The 19307-nt window shown below is 52.4% G+C and carries 18 protein-coding genes; 13 read left to right on the top strand and 5 right to left on the bottom strand.

Translation table 11 applies throughout. The annotated features are described in order from the left end of the window. Positions 1-157 precede the first annotated feature (157 nt). On the top strand, positions 158-2104 hold the full coding sequence (locus NH461_RS09685; protein ID WP_261600154.1) for a tetratricopeptide repeat-containing diguanylate cyclase: 1947 nt from the start codon (positions 158-160) through the stop codon (positions 2102-2104). Positions 2105-2258: 154 nt separating this feature from the next. Here NH461_RS09685 and NH461_RS09680 read toward each other — a convergent pair whose 3' ends face one another. Together NH461_RS09680 and NH461_RS09675 are read right to left on the bottom strand one after the other, a co-directional pair. Continuing rightward, positions 2259-2699, bottom strand: a complete 441-nt coding sequence (locus tag NH461_RS09680) for a murein L,D-transpeptidase family protein (RefSeq protein ID WP_261600153.1) — start codon at positions 2697-2699, stop codon at positions 2259-2261. A gap of 833 nt (positions 2700-3532) precedes the next feature. Then, positions 3533-3946 (bottom strand): RidA family protein, encoded by a 414-nt coding sequence (locus tag NH461_RS09675; RefSeq protein WP_261600152.1) that lies wholly within the window; start codon positions 3944-3946, stop codon positions 3533-3535. A 278-nt stretch (positions 3947-4224) separates the two neighbouring features. Between NH461_RS09675 and NH461_RS09670 the strand changes: the two genes are divergently transcribed. Both NH461_RS09670 and cydB read left to right on the top strand, forming a co-directional pair. Next, the gene (locus tag NH461_RS09670) at positions 4225-5592 is read left to right on the top strand and encodes a cytochrome ubiquinol oxidase subunit I (protein ID WP_261600151.1); all 1368 of its coding nucleotides are present in this window, start codon (positions 4225-4227) and stop codon (positions 5590-5592) included. A gap of 8 nt (positions 5593-5600) precedes the next feature. Next, positions 5601-6599 (top strand): cytochrome d ubiquinol oxidase subunit II, encoded by a 999-nt coding sequence (gene cydB, locus NH461_RS09665; RefSeq protein WP_261600150.1) that lies wholly within the window; start codon positions 5601-5603, stop codon positions 6597-6599. A gap of 245 nt (positions 6600-6844) precedes the next feature. On the opposite strand, the gene NH461_RS09660 is transcribed toward cydB, so the two are convergent. Next, positions 6845-8152, bottom strand: coding sequence for a YjiH family protein (locus NH461_RS09660; RefSeq protein WP_261600149.1), 1308 nt, complete (start codon positions 8150-8152; stop codon positions 6845-6847). Positions 8153-8328: 176 nt separating this feature from the next. Between NH461_RS09660 and NH461_RS09655 the strand changes: the two genes are divergently transcribed. From NH461_RS09655 to NH461_RS09625, 7 genes are all read left to right on the top strand, one after another. Further along, positions 8329-8670 carry a GFA family protein gene (locus NH461_RS09655; protein WP_261600148.1) on the top strand — a complete coding sequence of 114 codons (342 nt, stop codon included), beginning with the start codon at positions 8329-8331 and terminating at the stop codon, positions 8668-8670. A gap of 74 nt (positions 8671-8744) precedes the next feature. Continuing rightward, a complete protein-coding gene (locus tag NH461_RS09650; RefSeq protein WP_261600147.1) occupies positions 8745-9224 on the top strand; it encodes a GNAT family N-acetyltransferase in 480 nt (159 codons plus the stop codon). Between the two features lie 17 nt (positions 9225-9241). Beyond that, positions 9242-9721: a GNAT family N-acetyltransferase gene (locus NH461_RS09645; RefSeq protein ID WP_261600146.1), complete on the top strand. Its 480-nt coding sequence runs from the start codon at positions 9242-9244 to the stop codon at positions 9719-9721. Between the two features lie 16 nt (positions 9722-9737). Continuing rightward, on the top strand, positions 9738-10610 hold the full coding sequence (locus NH461_RS09640) for a GNAT family N-acetyltransferase (protein WP_261600145.1): 873 nt from the start codon (positions 9738-9740) through the stop codon (positions 10608-10610). A 74-nt stretch (positions 10611-10684) separates the two neighbouring features. After that, complete coding sequence (locus NH461_RS09635) at positions 10685-11107, top strand: DUF1801 domain-containing protein (RefSeq protein WP_261600144.1); 423 nt, start codon at positions 10685-10687, stop codon at positions 11105-11107. 84 nt (positions 11108-11191) lie between these two features. Continuing rightward, positions 11192-11887, top strand: coding sequence for a hypothetical protein (locus NH461_RS09630; protein WP_261600143.1), 696 nt, complete (start codon positions 11192-11194; stop codon positions 11885-11887). Positions 11888-12000: 113 nt separating this feature from the next. Next, positions 12001-12420: a GNAT family N-acetyltransferase gene (locus NH461_RS09625; protein ID WP_261600142.1), complete on the top strand. Its 420-nt coding sequence runs from the start codon at positions 12001-12003 to the stop codon at positions 12418-12420. Positions 12421-12531: 111 nt separating this feature from the next. Here the strand turns inward: NH461_RS09625 and NH461_RS09620 are convergent, their stop codons facing one another. Together NH461_RS09620 and NH461_RS09615 are read right to left on the bottom strand one after the other, a co-directional pair. Further along, positions 12532-15711: an efflux RND transporter permease subunit gene (locus tag NH461_RS09620; RefSeq protein WP_261600141.1), complete on the bottom strand. Its 3180-nt coding sequence runs from the start codon at positions 15709-15711 to the stop codon at positions 12532-12534. Beyond that, on the bottom strand, positions 15711-16811 hold the full coding sequence (locus tag NH461_RS09615; protein ID WP_261600140.1) for an efflux RND transporter periplasmic adaptor subunit: 1101 nt from the start codon (positions 16809-16811) through the stop codon (positions 15711-15713). Before NH461_RS09615 ends, NH461_RS09620 begins: the two co-directional genes overlap by 1 nt. 220 nt (positions 16812-17031) lie before the next feature. On the opposite strand from NH461_RS09615, the gene NH461_RS09610 reads away from it, so the two are divergent. The 3 genes from NH461_RS09610 to deoR all read left to right on the top strand — a co-directional run bounded on the left by NH461_RS09610 (position 17032) and on the right by deoR (position 19209). Further along, the gene (locus NH461_RS09610; RefSeq protein ID WP_261602875.1) at positions 17032-17982 is read left to right on the top strand and encodes a M23 family metallopeptidase; all 951 of its coding nucleotides are present in this window, start codon (positions 17032-17034) and stop codon (positions 17980-17982) included. Between the two features lie 8 nt (positions 17983-17990). Next, on the top strand, positions 17991-18293 hold the full coding sequence (locus NH461_RS09605; protein WP_261600139.1) for a polymer-forming cytoskeletal protein: 303 nt from the start codon (positions 17991-17993) through the stop codon (positions 18291-18293). Between the two features lie 157 nt (positions 18294-18450). Continuing rightward, complete coding sequence (deoR, locus tag NH461_RS09600; protein WP_261600138.1) at positions 18451-19209, top strand: DNA-binding transcriptional repressor DeoR; 759 nt, start codon at positions 18451-18453, stop codon at positions 19207-19209. The last annotated feature ends 98 nt before the right edge of the window (positions 19210-19307 follow it).

The raw sequence follows: 19307 nt of genomic DNA, 5'->3' as shown, positions 1-19307 counted from the left end.
AACGACGATCCAATTGATCGCCGTTTCATGTCAAGAGCGTGAATGATTCATTCATAAAGCCTATATTTTCGACATAAACTTTGTTACAAATACAAGTCAGGGATTGAGGTTAGGGAATGACAGTGACTTAAATTCTTAAGGTAGTATGCTATTTCTTATGCCTCAGCGACCACACGCGCTTTTTCTTGTCTTCTTTTGTCTGTTTGCTGGTCTGCTCATACCTGCCGCTCCGGCAAAAGCAGAGATTCTTCAACCTTACCTGCAAGCGCAAGTCTCGCCTGTCGATCAGCCATATCTGAATACGTATCTTAAAGCCACGAATTGTCCGTACCGGGCGAAAGACCAGCTTCGTCAGCTGGAACAGAGCCTGAAGCCGGAAGATAACCCGGTGCGACAGGCGCTCTATTTGCTGGCCTCGCTGCAAATCGAACTGGCAGATATGGAAGGGGGGCAGCAGGCAGAGCTGTATCTGGCTCAACTGGCAGCGCTGGGGAAGCAGAGCCAGATCGCCTGGATTGAGGCTGAAGCCCGCTATTACCAGGGGGTGAACCTGGTGGACAGGTTTCAGTTGGCAGATGCACAATCAACATTACTGACCGTTGAAAAGACAGCTCGCGCGCTGGGGTACGATGCATTGCAGGCCAGGGCCTTGAAGTGGCTGGGCAATGTTGATGCGGATCGCGACCATTTTCAGTCAGCACTGGCACATTATCACCAGGCCTATCAAATCTTCAATCAGCAAAACGATTTCATGCAGGTGGCCAAGTTACTTTCTAACATCTCCACGGTGTATATGCGCATGGAAATGTGGTCAAAGGCCGAAGAATACTTGGTGCGCGCGATAGAGCTTTACCATGCGAATCAGTATTCCCAACCGGCGACCGAGGCGTCGTTGCACATTAATGCCAGTCTGATCGACAAATATTTTGATCGGGGAGAGCGGCGGCAAGTCCATTTGCGTGAAGCCTATAAGCTTGCGGAGCAGACGAGTTCCTATCGGCTAAAAATGGCGACGTTGCTCAATCTGGCCGATATCCAGCTGGACTTGGCGCAGAGTCGGGAGGCTTATAAAAGCGCGAGTCGTTGCCTGATCATGTCCTACCGCAATCAAGACGAGAAAGGCACGCCGTATTGCAATGTGCTGATGGCTTCTGCCCTGTTGCAAATGGGGCAGCCGGATCAGGCGAAGTCGCTTGCTATGGTGGCGGCCGGGAAGCTGGATGAGCGAGATGACCGCAAGTTTTATCTGTTTGCAACCAAGATTATCGCGGAAAGCTATGAGGCGTTGGGCGACTATCAGCAGGCATTAGTCAATTACAAGCGATATATGGAAGAAGGACGGGAGTACCTGATTGAGGCTCGCCGTCAGGCTCAGCAAATTTTGCAGCAAGAGCTGGGTGCGGAGCTGGAAGAGAATGAGCTGACCTTGCTCAAAGCTGAAAATGCTTTGCAAACTGCCCGGATCGCGGCGCAGAATGCCAGAGAAAATGTCTGGCTGCTGGCAGCCGTGGTCGGCACACTGGGCCTGTACATTCTGTACGGGCAATACAGCCGGATCCGTCGACGCCATCATGATCTGGCCAAGTCACATGCTGAGTTGGCGATCCGATCCGGTCAGGATGTGTTGACCGGCCTGTCGAACCGCCGCTTTGTCGAATACTGGCTGCGCACCAAAGCAACCAAGCTGCGCCAACCGTTAATGGTGGCTGTGCTGGATGTGGATCATTTTAAAATGATCAATGACACCCTCGGGCATGATGTCGGCGATCAGGTGTTGGTTGAGCTGGCCGCCAGAATGAAGCAGGCACTTCGGGCTGACGATATGCTGGCCCGATGGGGCGGCGAAGAGTTTGTGGCGGTGATGCGATGCGAACCGAAGGTTGCCCGGCAGCGGCTGGCGGCATTACAGCAGGCGATTATTGAAAGGCCTTTTGAGACAACCGTGGGAGAACGTGAAATTACGGTGTCAATCGGTGCGGCGATGGCGACTTCAGGCGAGAATCTGGCAGCCCATTGGGAATCATTACTCAAGCAGGCCGACAGCGCTTTGTATCAGGTCAAGCATAATGGCCGAAACGGCTACTTGATGACGGAGGGCCAGTAATTGGCAAGTCTCGGAGTGATTGGCCAGTCTTGGGGCATCCCATCCGTGTGCAGCGTGGCCTATTGTGCCACTCTGCTGTGATTCAGAAGCTGCTTATTTAGCTTCTGTTGCCTGCCTTTATATGTTTCAGGCAGGCGCAACAGCTGTGATGTCATCAGGGATGGATCCGAATGGGCGTACCGTCTGCAACATAGCTGGCAATTTCCCGGATTTGGCTATTATTTACCGCGATACAGCCGCGGGTCCAATCGACACCCTGATACAGCAGGGGTAGGTTTTTCCCATTCGGCAGGCCGTGAATGAAGATATCACCGCCAGGGTTCACACCTTGCTGGTTTGCACGGCGCTTGTCCTGATCGTTCGGATAATCAATGTGCAGGCTGAGATGATATTTACTATTTCGATTGCGAAAATCGATGGTATACAGCCCTTCCGGCGTACGGTAATCCCCCTGAGACTGTTTATGTCCGACCGGCCGCTTGCCCAGACTGATTGAGTATTCCTTGAAGATTTGATTATTTTTGATGAGAAACAGTTTTCTCTCGGCTTTTTTGACCAGCACCATATCGACGGCAGGTAATGAGCTGAACGCCATGACACTGTTTGAAACGAGCGCAAATAAAATAACTAATAATGTTTTCATTTTCTTGTTAATATATTGATTAATTGTTGTTCGGTGATTTAAAGTTGCATCGTAAAATGAAATTAAAAATTGAAATATAATGTCATTCCCTGAGTTTAAAATCCGATCTCCTGAGTTTATTTCACAATTATTAGTGATTTTTTAGCGTCTTGACATTGCCCTGACACAGCTGACTTTAATCAATGCTGAATAAGGGATCAACTAAAAACAGCGTTCAAAATAGGTGATATTGATCCCATGTTTGCGGGTTCATTTTCAACTGCTTGATCTGAAATTAGTATTTTTTTGCGTCAATACTTGCATTTTTCTGCGTCATTTTATTGTCGTCAAATTATTGTCGTGGTTGTTTTTAAATTTCACAGAAAATAGACGGTATAATCTTTATGGTGTGTATTTATTCAGGCTGATGTGTCTTTTTTATTGTGCATTATTTGAGTTTAAACTCAGTTGTAAAATAAAACCTCTGAATTTCAGGTGCCAATGTTGATTAGAAATATCCGATGAGTATTCATTGTTAATATTTTTGTTTTTTAACAGTGAGGGGACTCAACGCATCCAGAAAACAGGATGCAGGAAACAGAAAGCTGGAAGATGACTGTTGGTTGACGCCTGTTGGTTGATGGCTGTCGGTTAATGATCGTCGGTTGATGATGATAGCCGGCTATTTAGGTGAAGCCGACTATCATCCGCGGGAGGTGACCTGTGAGGGGAACTTTTAAGAGTGGCGTATGAACTTGGCTTGTGAAGGCCAAGTGCCGGAAATGGACCCGTGCTCTCCCCTGAACCTATCTTGCCAGCATCATTTCGTATTCAACCCTCATGTCCGGCATCCCCAGTCGCTGGACATAGCGCAGGGTACCCGTTGCCGGTTTGACGGCGACATCGGCTAGATAGTCTTCCCAAACCCCCGCGATCTCACTGAACTGCTCAGAGGTGACATCGTTGGTAAAGGTCCAGTCGGTTCGTACGATATCGTCGCGACTGAATCCGGCTTCCTGGATCAGGCTGTCAATTTGATCCAGGATCAGGCGGGTTTGGGCGACCGGATCATCCGGAAATTGGGTGATAAATTCCGGATTGCAGTCGGCATGACCGGTTACGAAAAAGATCTCATCAAACTCACTCAGCTTCAGTCCCCAGCTAAATGCATTGCGAAAATCCGGCATGTGTGGGTTATGAAAGGCTTGTTTCTTGCTCATGATTCGCTCCTCGTTTTTCAATGGCTTAATTTGTGTCTTTACTGTGCGGTTTTTCCGGTCGAACGTCTAATGAGTTATCACCATGGCATTGATAACTCAGTGGCATGAGTGTCGCGTGCGCAGAGAAATAGGTACGGGGATTGGAAAGCATCAGGAAAAACACCCGGCCTGGAGCGAGATGAACCATAATTTAACTTTGTTCGTATCTGCATGAGAGTGTTCATGAAGGGGCGATCTGGCTCCAGCCGTGGTCGGGTGAGCCGGATGAAGGGGGAGCGATGGGTGAACTCGCAGTCGATCTGGCAAGATTTCAATTTGCCTTCACGGTGTCATTTCATATCATTTTTCCGGCATTTACGATTGGCCTCGCCAGCTATCTGGCGGTCCTGGAAGGCCTGTACCTGAAAACGGGTCAGCAAAAATATATCGAGCTCTATCAATACTGGATCAAGATTTTCGCCATTAGTTTCGGCATGGGGGTCGTGAGCGGGATCGTCATGAGCTATCAGTTCGGGACCAACTGGAGTGTCTTTGCGGACAAGACCGGGCCGGTGCTCGGGCCGCTGATGGGCTATGAGGTCTTTAGCGCCTTTTTCCTTGAAGCCGGCTTTCTGGGCGTGATGCTGTTCGGGATGAACCGGGTCGGCAAGCGGCTTCATTTCATGGCGACGGTGATTGTGGCGATCGGCACCTTATTCTCCGCCTTCTGGATCCTGTCAGTGAACAGTTGGATGCAGACACCGACCGGGTATGGCATGAATGCGCAGGGCCAGTTTATTCCTGAAGACTGGTGGGCGGTGATCTTTAACCCGTCATTCCCGTATCGCCTGGTCCACATGGTGCTGGCCGCCTTCCTGACCACGGCGTTTGTGGTGGGTGGGGTCGGGGCTTACCATTTGCTGCGCTCGCAGCAAAACCATCTGGCGCGAACGATGTTTTCCATGGCGATGTGGATGGCCGCGATTGTGACGCCGATTCAGGTGTTCGTCGGCGACTTGCATGGCCTCAATACTCTGGAGCATCAGCCGGCCAAAGTGGCGGCGATGGAAGGTCATTTCGAAACGCATGAAGGTGCGCCGTTGATCCTGTTCGGATTGCCGGATCAGGAAAATCAGACCGTGGATTATCAGGTGTCGATCCCGTATCTCGGTAGCCTGATCCTGACGCACTCGTTTACCGGTGAAGTGAAAGGACTGGATGCCTTCCCTGAAACCGATCACCCGCCAGTGGCGATCGTATTCTGGAGTTTTCGCATCATGGTCGCACTGGGCTTTCTGATGCTGGCCGTCGGGTTGGTTAGCCTGTGGTTGCGCAAGAAAAAAGAGTTGTACCATGCTGACTGGTTCCACCGGTGCTGCTTGGTGATGGCCCCGTCCGGTTTTATTGCCATTCTCTGTGGCTGGATCACCACCGAAGTGGGTCGGCAGCCGTTCACGGTATACGGACTACTGCGCACGGCTGATTCAATTTCTCCCGTCAACGCCGCGGCGGTCAGTGTGTCGCTGGCCGCATTTGTGGTGGTCTATTTTACCGTGTTCGGCGCGGGCTTTTTCTACATGCTGCGGCTGATGCGCAAGTCCCCGACCAAGTATGAACGACCGCTCGATAGTGACACCGTCACTTCAACAACGCACTCAAATCTTTAGGAGGCCACATGGATTACGCATTGATATGGTACATGCTGATTGCGATTGCCGTGTTTGCCTATGTTGCCCTGGACGGGTTTGACTTGGGGATCGGGATCTTGTTCCTCGGCGGGGAGTCGGTTCAGGAGCGGGATTTGATGATGAACAGTATCGCGCCGGTTTGGGATGGCAATGAAACCTGGCTGGTACTGGGCGGTGGCGGCTTGTTTGCGGTATTTCCGCTGGCGTACTCCGTGGTGATGCCTGCGCTGTATGCGCCGTTAATCATGATGTTGCTGGGGCTGATCTTCCGTGGCGTGGCCTTTGAGTACCGCTTCCGGACCCATCGTGGTCAGTTTCTGTGGGACAGCTCCTTTTTCATCGGCTCGCTGATTGCTACCTTCACACAGGGCATGATGCTGGGTACCTTGTTGCAAGGGATCACCGTGGTCGATCGCCAGTACAGCGGCGGCTGGTTTGACTGGTTCACGCCCTTTACCGTGTTCTGCGGTTTGGTGACAGTTGCGGCCTACACCTTGCTGGGGGCCTGTTGGTTGCTGATCAAGCTGCCGAAATCCTATCATCGTCGGTACTATGTGACGGCCAAGCGCTGTGCGCTGATTATGGTGGCCATGGTTGCGATTCTCAGTCTCTGGTTGCCAATCTCTAATCATGACATCGCGGCTCGCTGGTTCTCGTTCCCGCAGGCGTTGTTGTTCTTGCTGATCCCGGCGGGGTCGGGTTATCTGGTATATCTGTTATTCAAAGACTTGATCGAACATAAACCGGTGAAGGCGTATTTAGCGAGTCTGGGGCTGTTTTTCCTCGCCTCGCTCGGCTTTGGCGTCAGTACCTATCCTTACATTGTGCCGCATAGCCTGACTTATGCAGATGCCGCAGCGCCGGACACCAGCCTGAAGTTTTTGCTGACCGGAACCGTGTTCCTGCTTCCGTTGATCATTGCCTATACCGCTTACTCCTACTGGGTGTTCCGTGGACGGCTCAAGGAAGGGGAGGGGTATCACTAAATGCGTAATCCATGTCTCAAACGCTGGCTATGGTTTCTGGCCCTGTGGGCCGGCGGGGTGTTGACGCTGCTGGTGGTGGCACTGTTGATCCGCTGGGCGTTGCCCGGGACTTAGCTGCTTGGGTTGAACGATAAAAAGTATAAAGCCATCAAAACAAGCCATGAAAAATGGAGGCGAGGCCTCCATTGATGTTTGCTGTGTCGGAACAGGGTTACTGTCTGGTCGGCTAGCTTCGAGTGAGCCGGTTAGCCGAGCAGCAGCATGGCAGTTGGGATCGCCAGGAACAGACTCAGCATGGTCCGGATCAACCAGATGATCACCAGTTTTGCCACGGTCAGCGGGATCCGGGTTGCCAGAATGCAGGGGATCGAAGCGGAGAAAAACAGCACCGACGAGACACAGACCACCCCGGCCGCAAAGCGGGCAATATCGCTGGCTTCGGTCATCAACAGCGCCGGGAGGAACATTTCCGCTAAGCCGGCCGCACTGGCGCGGGCCAGCGCCATGCCATCTTCCAGTCCCCAGATCAGCGTGATGGGGTAAAACACCATGCCCAGCCAGTCAAAGACCGGTGTGTACTTGGCAACCAGCAAACCAATCAGGCCGACCGACATAATGGACGGCAGAATGCTGATGGTCATGATCAGGCCATCTCTGAAGTTCTCAACAATGCTCTTGCCCAAACTCGGCGCTTGCTCAGCCACGGTGAGGCCGGTATCCAGTGCAGTTCTCATGCGGTTACCGGGCTCGCACTCCGGCTCACGGTGTTGCGCCTGATCATCCATGGTCGACAGCGGCGGCAGACGCACAGTGATTGCGGTGACGATGAAGGTGATCAGCAGGGTCGCCCAGAAGTAGACATTCCAAATCTCCATCAGGCCCAGGGTTTTCGCCACGATGATCATGAAGGTCGCGGAGACTGTCGAGAAACCGGTGGCAATGATCGCCGCTTCACGGGCGGAATACTGACCGGCGGTGTACACCCGGTTGGTGATCAGCAGGCCAATCGAATAGCTGCCGACAAAAGAGGCCACGGCATCGATCGCGGAGCGGCCCGGCGTTCGCCAAATCGGCTGCATGAGTTTCTGAACCAGGATCCCGATGGCTTCCAGCAAGCCATAGCTGACCAGAAATGCCAGGAAGACCGAGCCGATCGGTACAATCAAACCGACGGAGATCACCAGCTTGTTGAACAGAAACGGCAGCATATCCGGCGACTGCAAGGCTTGCGGTCCGGTGCCGGTGATGGCAAAAATCGCCGCGATGACGCCGAGCCATTTCAGCCCCAGAAACACAGTATTTGTGGTGCTCTGTCGCCAGGATTTTGTGATCAACGGGTAGACGGCCCCGGCCAGGATCATCGCCATCGCGTACCAGCTGGTTCCGCTGCCGAGCCCGCTTTTGATCAGGCTGACCAGATGATCCAGGGGAATGCTGGTTTTGCCGTTAAAACTGACCGGAATAAAAAAGATAAACACACCCAGGGCACTGAGTCCGAACAGCCGAAAATAGTTGCGGCTGTGTGCCTGTGATGCTGCATTGGAATTTTCCATAACACCTCCTTGTTTATTGATTAAAATGTATATACAAAAACGCGTCATTGTTATGGTTATGTTTTGTTTGTGTGATCGATGTGACTAAATATTCGCTTTCCCCTACGAAATTAATGGTGATACAGTAGGCAATTGGCTTTATTTGTATACTCAGTTGAGCAGAAGGAATTGTGCGGATGAAGGTGAGTTGCCATTGCGGAAATGTTCAAATTTCGGCGGTATCAGTTCCCAAAGAGGTTGGGCAGTGTAATTGCTCGATTTGTCGCCGTTATGCGGCTTCGTGGGCGTATTACACACCGCAGGAGGTCACGGTTGCGTTTGAGCGTGAAAAATCGGTCTATTACATCTGGGGCGATAAAGAAGTCGAGTTCCACCGTTGTCGCTTGTGCGGCTGTATCACCCACTATGTCACCACGCCAACCTGTGATGCCGATATCCTTGCCATCAATATGCAGATGGCAGCCCCGGAACTGCTCAACAGCATTCCGGTGCGGAAAATCGATGGTGCCAGCTATTAATGGTCGGGCAGTGAGTGTTCAGCTTATGTCGATTGAAGACACACTGGGGCCCACCACGCGAGGAAACATCCGGTATGACTTTGGAAACATCGACCGAGGCTAAAACCAAGATCCGCAACTATGTTGAGAACGACTTTTCAAACATTCAGAATATTTACGCACTGTGTAAGCCTGAAGAGTTTGCCCATGAAGTGGTGAAAATTACCTCCCGGGCATTGGCAGATGACCCGGTCCGTCTGGCGCAGTTCCTCAACTCTGATGTTTATGTCATGGAAATCAACAAAAGCGTCGTAGGGTTTATTACGATATCGCAGCAAGAAATTGGCTGGTTATATGTTCATCCCGGTTTTCGCCGCTTGGGGCTCGGGCGTGCTTTATTGGCGCATGTCATGACTTTGTTTCAAGGCCAGGCACTGACGTTAAATATCGTCAAGTCTAATCGGCCAGCCCTCCGTCTCTACTTACAGCATCAGTTCAACGTGGTCGATGAATTTGTGGTTCAGGTCAATGGCCAGCCAGTGGAAGTGTTGAAGTTGATCCAGTCTATCAACTAAGAAGGAATGGAGATTAATTGCTTCGCGTCGTTGGGGCGCAATCTGGCTTATCAATTCATGAATGCAAGGATGCCAATTTGGAAATAACGATCAGAAGAAGTAAAGTGACCGACTATGTGCGAATGAAAGAATTCGATGAGTTTGCAGGCGATCGGAGAATGGATATGGAGCGTGGTGAACTATTTATAGCCGATCTGGACTCAATCCCTTGCGTGGGATATTTGAAATTAACCAGTAATGAGTTTTTTAACAAGCCGTTGATCTCACTGGTGAATACGCACCCTGACCATAGAGGTAAAGGGATTGGCGCTGCGTTGATTCGGTCTGCGGTAGCGCAGGCGGGTTGGCATAAGGTTTATTCAACAACCGAGGAAAGCAACACCCGGATGCAGTCCTTATTTGAATCGATTGGATTTGAGAAAGTCGGCACCATTTGCGACTTCAATTTCGATGGGGAAACAGAGTGGGTTTATTGCTACACCGTTGACGGTGAATAATGCTTCTTTGGGGTGAATGACCATCGTGCGTATTAGCGAAGCTGTCTCTGTAAATCATGGTATTGACATTGAGTTGGGGAAAATCATGAGTGTCATGAAAAGCTATGAGCCGCACAATTTACCGTTGTTGATCGACAACAATCAGCGGGCGTATGATCTATTTCTGGCGCAGTCCGATGTGATCTCGTTGAGAAAAAATGAAGATTATCTCAGGATTGAAAGCGCAAGCTGCGTGCCAATCTTGAATGGGGTGCTGGCGGCGGACCTCAGTGCGGATGATCCCGAAAACCGTATTGATGAAATCCTGGATATTTTGAAATCACAACAGAAGAGTTTTTGCTGGAAAGTATGGTCTTCATCGGATTTTTCGGATTTGGGAAAAAGACTTCATTCTAAAGGACTCACCCTTGCTTCAGAATGTCCGGGGATGGCCGCGGAGCTTTCAGCGCTGGATCTTGATTCGCAACCGTTAGAGAATTTGACGATCAAGCCCGTGGATACGGAACTGGGGTTAAGGGAATGGATTGCGACCTTGTTTGATGGGTTTCAGTTCAACCGTGAATTGAGACCGATTTATCAGCAAATGCTGATCGATGCCGGCTTTCGTGATCCGGTCAAACACTATCTCGGTGTTTATGAGGGGAAGCCTGTTGCGACAGCGAGTTGTTTCTTCAGTGACGGGGTGGTTGGTGTGTATTGGGTCTCCACAAAGCCTGATTTCAGAGGCAAAGGGATCGCCCGGGAGATGATGCGTGTGATCTTGCGAGATGCTCTTTGTGATGGCTATCAAGTGGCGATTCTGCAGTCCTCGGAGCAAGGTTTTCCGTTGTATCAAAAGATAGGGTTCACTCAGTTTTGTAAAAACATCCGCTATGAATGGCGGGTTTAGATTCAGCCAGAACTCAGCAGTATTTTGAGTGCCGGGACGCTTTTGGCCCGACACTTTCGAACAGGAGGCATTCCATGGACAAGGCAGTACAAACCCGATTCAACGATTATCCGGCAGCCGTTCAACTTTTACTCGAAAATTTGCGGGCGCTGATTTATCAAATCGCCGAGGAATATGCGTTGGGGGAAGTTGAGGAAACGCTCAAGTGGGGAGAGCCGAGTTATACCGTCACTGCCGGCAGCCCTGTGCGCATCGACTGGAAACTGAAAACACCGCACCATTATTACCTCTTCTTTAACTGCCAAACCAAGCTGGTGGACACCTTTCGGGAACTGTATGGTGAGAGCTTGGTATTTCAGGGGAACCGGGCAATTGTCCTGAGTTTGTCTGAGCCGTTGCCGGAGCAAGCCATCAGGCATTGTCTGCAATTGGCGATGACTTATCACAAGATCAAGCACCAGCCACTTCTGGGCGCATCCCCTTCAACGGCTGCTTGATGCTCTGGTCTTCAGTTGTATTCATTCATGATGACGCTGGAAGCGCTCCGGCGCACATAAAGCAGAATGGAAGTCTGGAGTGAGATGAAACGCTTTTTAGCCGGTTTGATCGGTATCGTCGTCCTTGTGATTGCGGCATATATTTCATTCGGCCTGTATCGAAATGCGCTGTTGGCCACCAACATTGCCCACGGGAGTTATGCCAAATGTTTTGACGACCCGTCTCTTGTGCAACAAACGGTGAGCGGGTGGGGGAGCGCTACCGAGTTCGATATCCGGTTCGTCGCCCAAGGCAATGGCGACTGCTACGCCCCGAAATTTCCGTCGATTGAAGTGTCGTCAGCAGCGGTGACGCACTGGGTTCATCCCGTGACCACCACCGGACAGAAACAGCTCACCGGCAAGCATGCCTCATTTGGCGCCCAAGATGATCTCTGGACCTTTGTCGATGTCGGCGCGCAGGAAAAAAGAGAACACAGTATCCCATTTTACAGTCTGGGAACGGTGTTCAGAGACAATCCCGGTTGGCAGGTCGCGCCGCATATGGATTTAAACTGGCAGGGAATGTTGTTCGGATTAACGGAACGCCATGGCGTGTTGTATCCTGTGGGCGGAGTTTCCTGGGGGTTTCATTTGGCACCGTGGGCGCTTTTACCGACGGCAATAACACCGCTCTCGCTGGGTCAGCAAGCATGGCTGGATGTGGTCGATTTACTGAATCAGGAATACCCGGATTATCAGTTCAGCCGGAATATCGTGACGAGCCATGCTGCGCCTTAAGCGAACTCGTTGAAATTATTTTCCTTTTTGGAGGTTGCTGGATATGACGGAGTATGTTTATTTATACAGTATTCATGTGTATGATTACCCGCCTGAACAAGGAGTGACCAATCATGACATTAAATATTGTTGAACAAGTGCCCGGTGCAGAAATGTTCTGTGCTTTGCGAGTGAAAGCCGGTCTGTCCGTAAAATCCCTGCAGGCGGCGACCATCGGATTACCGAATTCCTTGTATGGTGTTTCAATTTACGATGGCGAAGCCCTGGTTGCGATGGGGCGTGTGGTCGGTGACGGCGCCTGTAATTTTGAGGTGGTGGATGTGGCGGTGGACCCGCACTATCAGGGACAAGGCTTGGGGCGCCAAATCATGACGCATATTGACGGCTATCTGGCTTCCGTGGCTCTTGAGGGGTCTTATGTCTCCATGATTGCAGATGAACCGGTGTTTTATGAAAAACTGGGATACAGAATGGTTGCGCCGTCAAGCCATGGGATGACGAAGAAGTTCGCGCCGCGTCGTCAACCGTCTTGAGGTGATTAACGGCATCAAGTCTGTCGGAGAACAGCGAAAAAACAGCCAGCTTAATGCTGGCTGTTTTCATTTTCGGTACCCGGGTACTGTCAAAGTACGTCCGGCACATCGCTAATAAACATCTTCCGTTTTCTCCCGCGTTACTTCTTTCGGTTTTTCCAGTTGCTGGTGGTGACTGGGTTGATAGACAAACCGACGACGCTGGATCTTCTGATGTTGATCCCGGCCCAGCATCAGCAAGCAAGGGGTGAGGATCAGGGTCAGCAGAGTCGCGAAGGTCAGACCGCCGGCAACCGCCGTCGCCAGCTGCGACCACCATTGGGTACTCGGCGCGCCGAATTCCACTTTCCGGCCGATCAGGTCAATGTTCATTTCCAGTACCATCGGCAGCAGCCCGAGAATCGTGGTGATGGTGGTCAGCAGCACCGGACGTAAACGCTGGGCACCGGTGTGCATGATAGCGACGGTTTTCTCGTAGCCCTGCTTACGCAGTTGGTTATAGGTGTCAATCAACACGATGTTGTTGTTGACCACAATCCCGGCCAGCGAGATCACCCCGATCCCGGACATGATGACGCCGAACGGCCGCTGGAAAATCAGCAATCCGAGGAACACGCCCACGGTTGAGAACAGCACGGCACTCAGGATCAGGAAAGCCTGGTAGAAACTATTGAACTGAGTGACCAGGATCAGCCCCATCACGGCCAGTGCCACCACAAATGCACTTTCCAGGAATTGCTGTGAGGCCGCTTGCTCTTCGTTCTGGCCGCGAATTTCAACCGTCACACCGGTTGCAATCGACATTTGATCAAGGGCCGCCTGAATATTGGGGATTTCCAGGCTCAGGTTGAAACCCGGAGCCATATCTGCCATCACCTGAACTACTCGCTTGCCATCAATCCGGCTGATCGTATGTTGCTTGGGAGACGGCGTAATACTGGAGAAGTTGGTAATTGGCACCAACCCGTACTGGGTTTTGATCCGTAGTTCGTTGAACTGGCCGATATCTCGTTTATCTTGCGGATAACGTACCAGGATATCGACTTCTTCATCGGTATCATTGGGTAGGTATTCGCCGATCTTCAACCCGTTGGTGACAAACTGAACCGTGTTGCCAACCAGGGTGGCATCCCCGCCGAAGCGGGCGGCATCATCCCGGGCGATATTAATCTCCCAGTCAATTCCCGGCTTGTTGTCCGAGTCAGAGATATTGGTAAACGCGGGCTGGGACTCGATCCAGCGGCGGATCAGCTGAACAGTCTGCGACATCTCGGTGCTGTTGTTGCCGCTGACCTCAATTAACAAGTCGTGTTCACTGGGCGGTCCGGCATCCGGGGAGGTAAATTCCAGCTCAATCCCGGCCAGATCGGCTGTTTTTTCCCGTAGCTCAGCAATGATATCTTTAATCGGCGGCCGGTATTGCCAGTCGAGCGGGTTGATCTGAATGTGACCGATCTGATCATCTCCCCCGGTCCGGGTGTAGACGCTGCTGATGCCCTCGGTGCCGATCACGCGCGATTCGACTTGTTGCATCAGCTGGTCTTTTTCAAAGATAGACAAATCCCCCTGTGAGCGGGCCTTAATCGTGAAGTGCGGTGGATCGACATCCGGGAAGAAAACCACGCCTAGTCCGGCTTTGGCATAGGCAACCGCGACCACGACGGAAAAGACGAACGCTCCCAGTAAGATCTTCAGCGGATGGCGAATCGCAAGACTTAAGCTGTTGAGGTAGAGCCGGGTGAGGCCGGTCGCTTGGTCAAACTGACCGTTCTCGACGGCAATTTTCCGCTGTTGCTGTTTCGGGCTGATGTATTGCGGCTTACCGAGCACACTGCCGAGTACCGGCACGAACAGCATGGCCATCACCAGGGAGGCACTCAAGGTTGCAATCAGGGTCATCGGCAGATAGCGCATGAACTCCCCGGTAGTATCCGGCCAGAACAACATGGGAGCAAAGGCAGCCAGGGTGGTGGCCGTTGAGGCCGTGATCGGCCAAGCCATGCGCTTGGCCGCTTCCTGATACGCCTGTTTGCGCGGAATGTTTTCCTGCATTCGTCGGTCGGCATATTCGGTGACCACGATGGCGCCGTCGACCAGCATCCCGACCGCCATGATCAGCGAAAACAGCACCACAATATTGATAGTCACGCCGCTCACGGCCAGGACCAGCAAACCGGTGAGGAAGGAACCGGGGATCGAGATCCCGACCAGCAGCGCCGTACGGGCACCGAGGATTGCCAGGATCACGATCACCACCAGGATGATCGCCGACAGGATGTTGTTCTGGAGATCCACCAGCATGGTTTTGACATCCTTGGATTGATCCAGGGTGTATTCCACCAGCAGATTATCGGGCCAGTCGTCTAACTGCTGGGCTTCCGCCATCACCGCTTTGACAATGTCGACCGTCTCAATGATGTTTTCCCCGGCCCGTTTCTTCACATCCAGCACCACGGCGGGTTGGCCGTTCAGGCGGGCAAAGCTGTCGGGATCGCGAAATGCCCGGCGCACGGTGGCGATGTCCCCGAAGGTGATCACGGTGTTGCCTTCGACTTTGATCGGCAACTCGAGAATATCTTTCAGGGAGTCAAAAACGGAAGGGACCTTCACGGAGAAACGGCCGTATCCGCTGTCGATATAACCGGCGGCGACCACCCGGTTATTTCGGGCCACCAGGTTGAATACGTCAGCCTGATCCAGGCCGTAGCTTTCCATCAGCAGGGGTTCAACCACCACTTCGACGACATCTTCCCGGTCTCCGGCAATGTCGACTTCCAACACCTGGCGATAACTTTCCAGCTCATTCTGGAGTTTGCGGGCGATCTGGACGATGGTTCGCTCGGGGACGGTGCCGTAGAGCACCATGGACAAGACCGGGTCAAAACTGGCGATGGTGATCTCTTTGACTTTCGGCTCGTCGCTGTCGCTGGGCAGTTTCACCTTGGCCAGATCGACTGCTTCGCGTACATCGGTTAGAGCTTCTTCGATATCGATCCCGGCATTGAACTCCAGGACAACCGAGGCATAGCCTTCGGCAGCGGTGGCTTCCATTTCTTTAATGCCTTCGATGGTGCGCAGCTCTTTCTCCAGCGGGCGTACCAACAGTCGTTCGGCATCTTCCGGACTGATCCCCTCATGGGTGACCGAGGTGTAAATGACCGGGATGGTGATATCGGGGTTTGATTCTTTGGGCATCAGGCGGTACATGATGGCCCCGGCGATCAGAATGAGGATCAGCAGGGTGATCATGGTTCGGGCGCGGCTGAGCGCCGCATCGATTAACGTCAGCATTACTTCGCCTCCGCCTGTCGTACCGGGATCACGCTTTCTCCATCACGTACGAATCCCTGGCCCACAGTGATCACCGAGACTTGCTTGCCGACGCCATCGAGCCAGATGCCGTCGGGCTCGACTTTGACGATTGAAATCGGCACGAAGCTGACTTTGTTGTCCTCCGCCAGCGTTTTGATCCCCAAGTTGCCGGCTTCATCGAGGGCCAGCATGGAAGGACTGACTTTGATAGCTTCCAGGGTATCGAGCACCAGCTCGACACTGGCGCTGGCACCGGCGTTTAGGCGCATGTCCGGGTTGGGGATTTCAATTTCAATTGCGAAGGTGTTGGTTTGCGGGTCGGCCACCGAGGCCTGATACCGCAGCTCGCCCTTGGTTTTCGCGCCGTCCACCAGGGTAATATTGGCATCCAGTCCGCTCCGGATGTTCTGGATGTGACGTTCACTGACATCTGCGCTGATCACCAGCGGATTGAGATCGACGATGGTCGCCACTGGATCACCAATCCCGAGGTAATCGCCTTTCTCGACCAGCAGGTTTTCGACAATCCCGTCAAAAGGGGCCGTGATGGCGGTATCTTCCAGCGCTAGCTCCAAGTTGCGAACCGTGGCCTTGGCTTCAATCAATGCTGCTTCGGCCTGGCTCAGGGCAACTTCGCCTTGCAGTCCTTTGGCGCGTAGCGAGCGTGAGGCGTTGAACTCTTTCTCTCGAACCCGCAGCAGCGCCTGGGCCCGTTTCAGTTGCAGCTCACGGTCGGCTTTGTCAAGCCGCAGCAGAGGTTGGCCTTCGGTCACGCGCTGCCCTTTGCGGATCTGGAGAGATTCCACCGCGCCGGCCACCTGGGCTGCCAGGGTTGCTTTGCGATCCGGCGCTGTGCGGCCATAGAGGATGATGACTTTTTGCGTCGGGCTGGCCTGAAATTGTTCCACCACAACTTTTGCCAGCGGCGGTGCCGAGGACTGTTGCGTGCCCTTGGCATTCTCCGGTTTTTCGGCGTCAACCGTTGCCTGTCCGCTGAGCAGCCAGAGCGCGATGATCAGGATAACAAACAGGGAAATAATCCAGGGTTTTCTGGATAGCAATTTTTTTAACGGCAACATCAGCAACTGTCCTTGTGGAAGATACGGCGTGGGCATACACGGCACAGATTATTGTTAGTTTACAGCCTGACTGTCGACCTTGATAAGGTATTCAAGTTACTTATGTGTTTTGTTTCATTTGTTTTTTTGCGTAATGTCTCAAATATTGTGAGATGAAAATTAACAGTACGGGGCAGTTGGTCGCCATTCAGGGCAGAGGCATTCTTGAGTTTGCAAAATGATGAAGGAACATATCACCATCTCTGTCTCCTCCACGCAGGGTTCCAGACACTTCCGGATCGGAAAACGCTTCCGTTATGGGGTGTGGGGCGCCGGGGCACTACTGTTCATTTCTGGCATAGTCGCAGTCGGTTTCATTGCATATCTGCAAACAGCGTTGGAGGCTGCGACAGAGAAACAACTGGCGCTGGCGCAGCAGTCCCGTGAGGTTCACGACCAGCTGGCCGAATTGCAGCAGCAACGAGCCGATTTGGAGGGGGCGCTCGACGACAAGGATTTGCGCTTAACTCTGGTGTCAGAGCGCCTGGATCAGCTGGAGCAGGTCCTTGGTGGTGACTCCGGGGAACTGAAAACCCTGGAGGATCGGCTGGATGTGGCTACGATTAATTCGGTGGTGCGCAGAATTGTGCTCGATACCTTGCCCAGCGGCTCGCCGGTGAAAGATGCCAGACGCTCCTCTCGATTTGGTGTACGCAAGCACCCGGTGACCGGGCTGAAGCGAATGCACCGGGGACTCGATTTTGCCGTAAATACCGGCACGCCGGTGTATGCACCGGCCGATGGCGTGGTGTCGGCAGTCCGGCCGAGCAAGCAGGGTTCGGGCAACTACTTGCGACTGCGACATGCATTTGGATTTACCTCTTCCTATTCCCACCTGAAAAAATTTGCTGTCCGCAATGGTGACTTTGTCAACAAAGGGGACTTGATTGCCTATTCCGGCAATTCCGGGCTTTCTTCCGGTCCTCATCTGCATTACGAAGTTCGGTTTGTCGGTCGGGCATTGGATCCGGCACCGTTCGTGGACTGGGAAATGGATAACTTTGAACAGATATTTGAGAAAGAGAGGAACGTGAAATGGGTTTCTTTAATAAACAAGGTGACGCAGCGGGTCAGTCTGCAGGTACAACTCTCATCGCAGAAGGATGCTTTATCCAGGGAGAGCTCCAGTTAGCTTGTAATATGCAGGTTGACGGAATGATCGAAGGGAAGATCTGCCTGGAGAAAAACCTCATGGTCAGCCGCAAAGGTCGACTGAAAGGTGAGATTCAGGCGGACAAAATCGTGGTGAACGGTTTGGTCGAAGGCACCTGTCGGGCCAACGTGATGGAAATCCTGGAAAACGGGGTGGTCTCCGGCACGATTTACTGCGACAACCTGAGCATTGAGCGGGGGGGAAAGTTCCTGGGCACCACCCATGCGACTGAGCAGGAGCAGGTGGTGGAACTGATCCCGAAAGAAAAAGCCGCGAATTCCAAATCCTGATCAAACTGTTGATAATGCTCGTTTTATAGAAGTTTGAACTTGTTCTATCCTAGCAGTAGACAGTCATTCACCAGAGCGTCCGCCGCTGATTTGACGGGGTGGCATGAGGCTTCTGGTGTTGCATTTGGTGTTGATTGAAGGGAGAGCAGGGCTGCGAATGGCAGAAACGAAAAGAGATCGCCGGTTGAAGCAGCTCCATGCGCTTCTGGCGGGTCGGGAAAAGATACATTTAAAAGAGGCGGCCCAGCAACTGGGCGTGTCTGAAATGACCATTCGGCGGGATTTAAGTGATCCCAGCGAGTTGGTAAGCCTGATTGGTGGGTATATTGTCAGCAAGCCAAGACATCAGCCGGGCGGTCGCTATATCTTGCAGGAACAGACCGGGAATCACGTCCAGGAAAAGCAACTGATTGGCTCGATGGCTGCGGCCTACGTGGCAGAAAATCAGACCATTTTCTTTGATAACGGGACCACCAATATTCACTTGATTGCGGCCATTGACGAGCAGATCCCGTTTACCGGGGTTTGTTTTTCCCTCAATACGTTTATGGCGTTGAAAAAAAAGGCCAACTGTAGCGCGATTCTGTGTGGTGGGGAGTATGATCCCCAGCATGATAATTTTTACCCGCTCGGGGATCAGAGTGAGATCGATAACCTGCGGTTTGATTTGATGTTTGTCTCTGCGGCCGGGGTGGATGTGGCCATGGGGATCACCTGTTATTCCTACAAAGAGCTGCCGTATAAGCGAAAGGCTATTCGCCAATCGCGGCAAAAAATTCTGCTGGCGGATCACAGCAAACTGGGTACCGTGAAATCGGCGTTTGTTTGTGATTTGAAGCAAATGGATCAGTTTATTTGCGATGCGGATATTCCGCTCGCTTACCAGGAGTGCGTCCCTGGTTCCGGAGCGCAGTAAGCCTTACTTCACCGATGTCGTCGGGTTTTGACCGCTTTACTGCGGGAGGTGTAAGCAAAAAAAAGAGGCCGGGAGTCGGCCTCTTTGCGTGATGGGAT

Source organism: Photobacterium sp. TY1-4, assembly GCF_025398175.1.
In the GTDB taxonomy this organism is placed as follows: domain Bacteria; phylum Pseudomonadota; class Gammaproteobacteria; order Enterobacterales; family Vibrionaceae; genus Photobacterium.
Note: the sequence above shows the minus strand (reverse complement) of the source record. Positions and strands in the feature narration are given on the sequence as shown.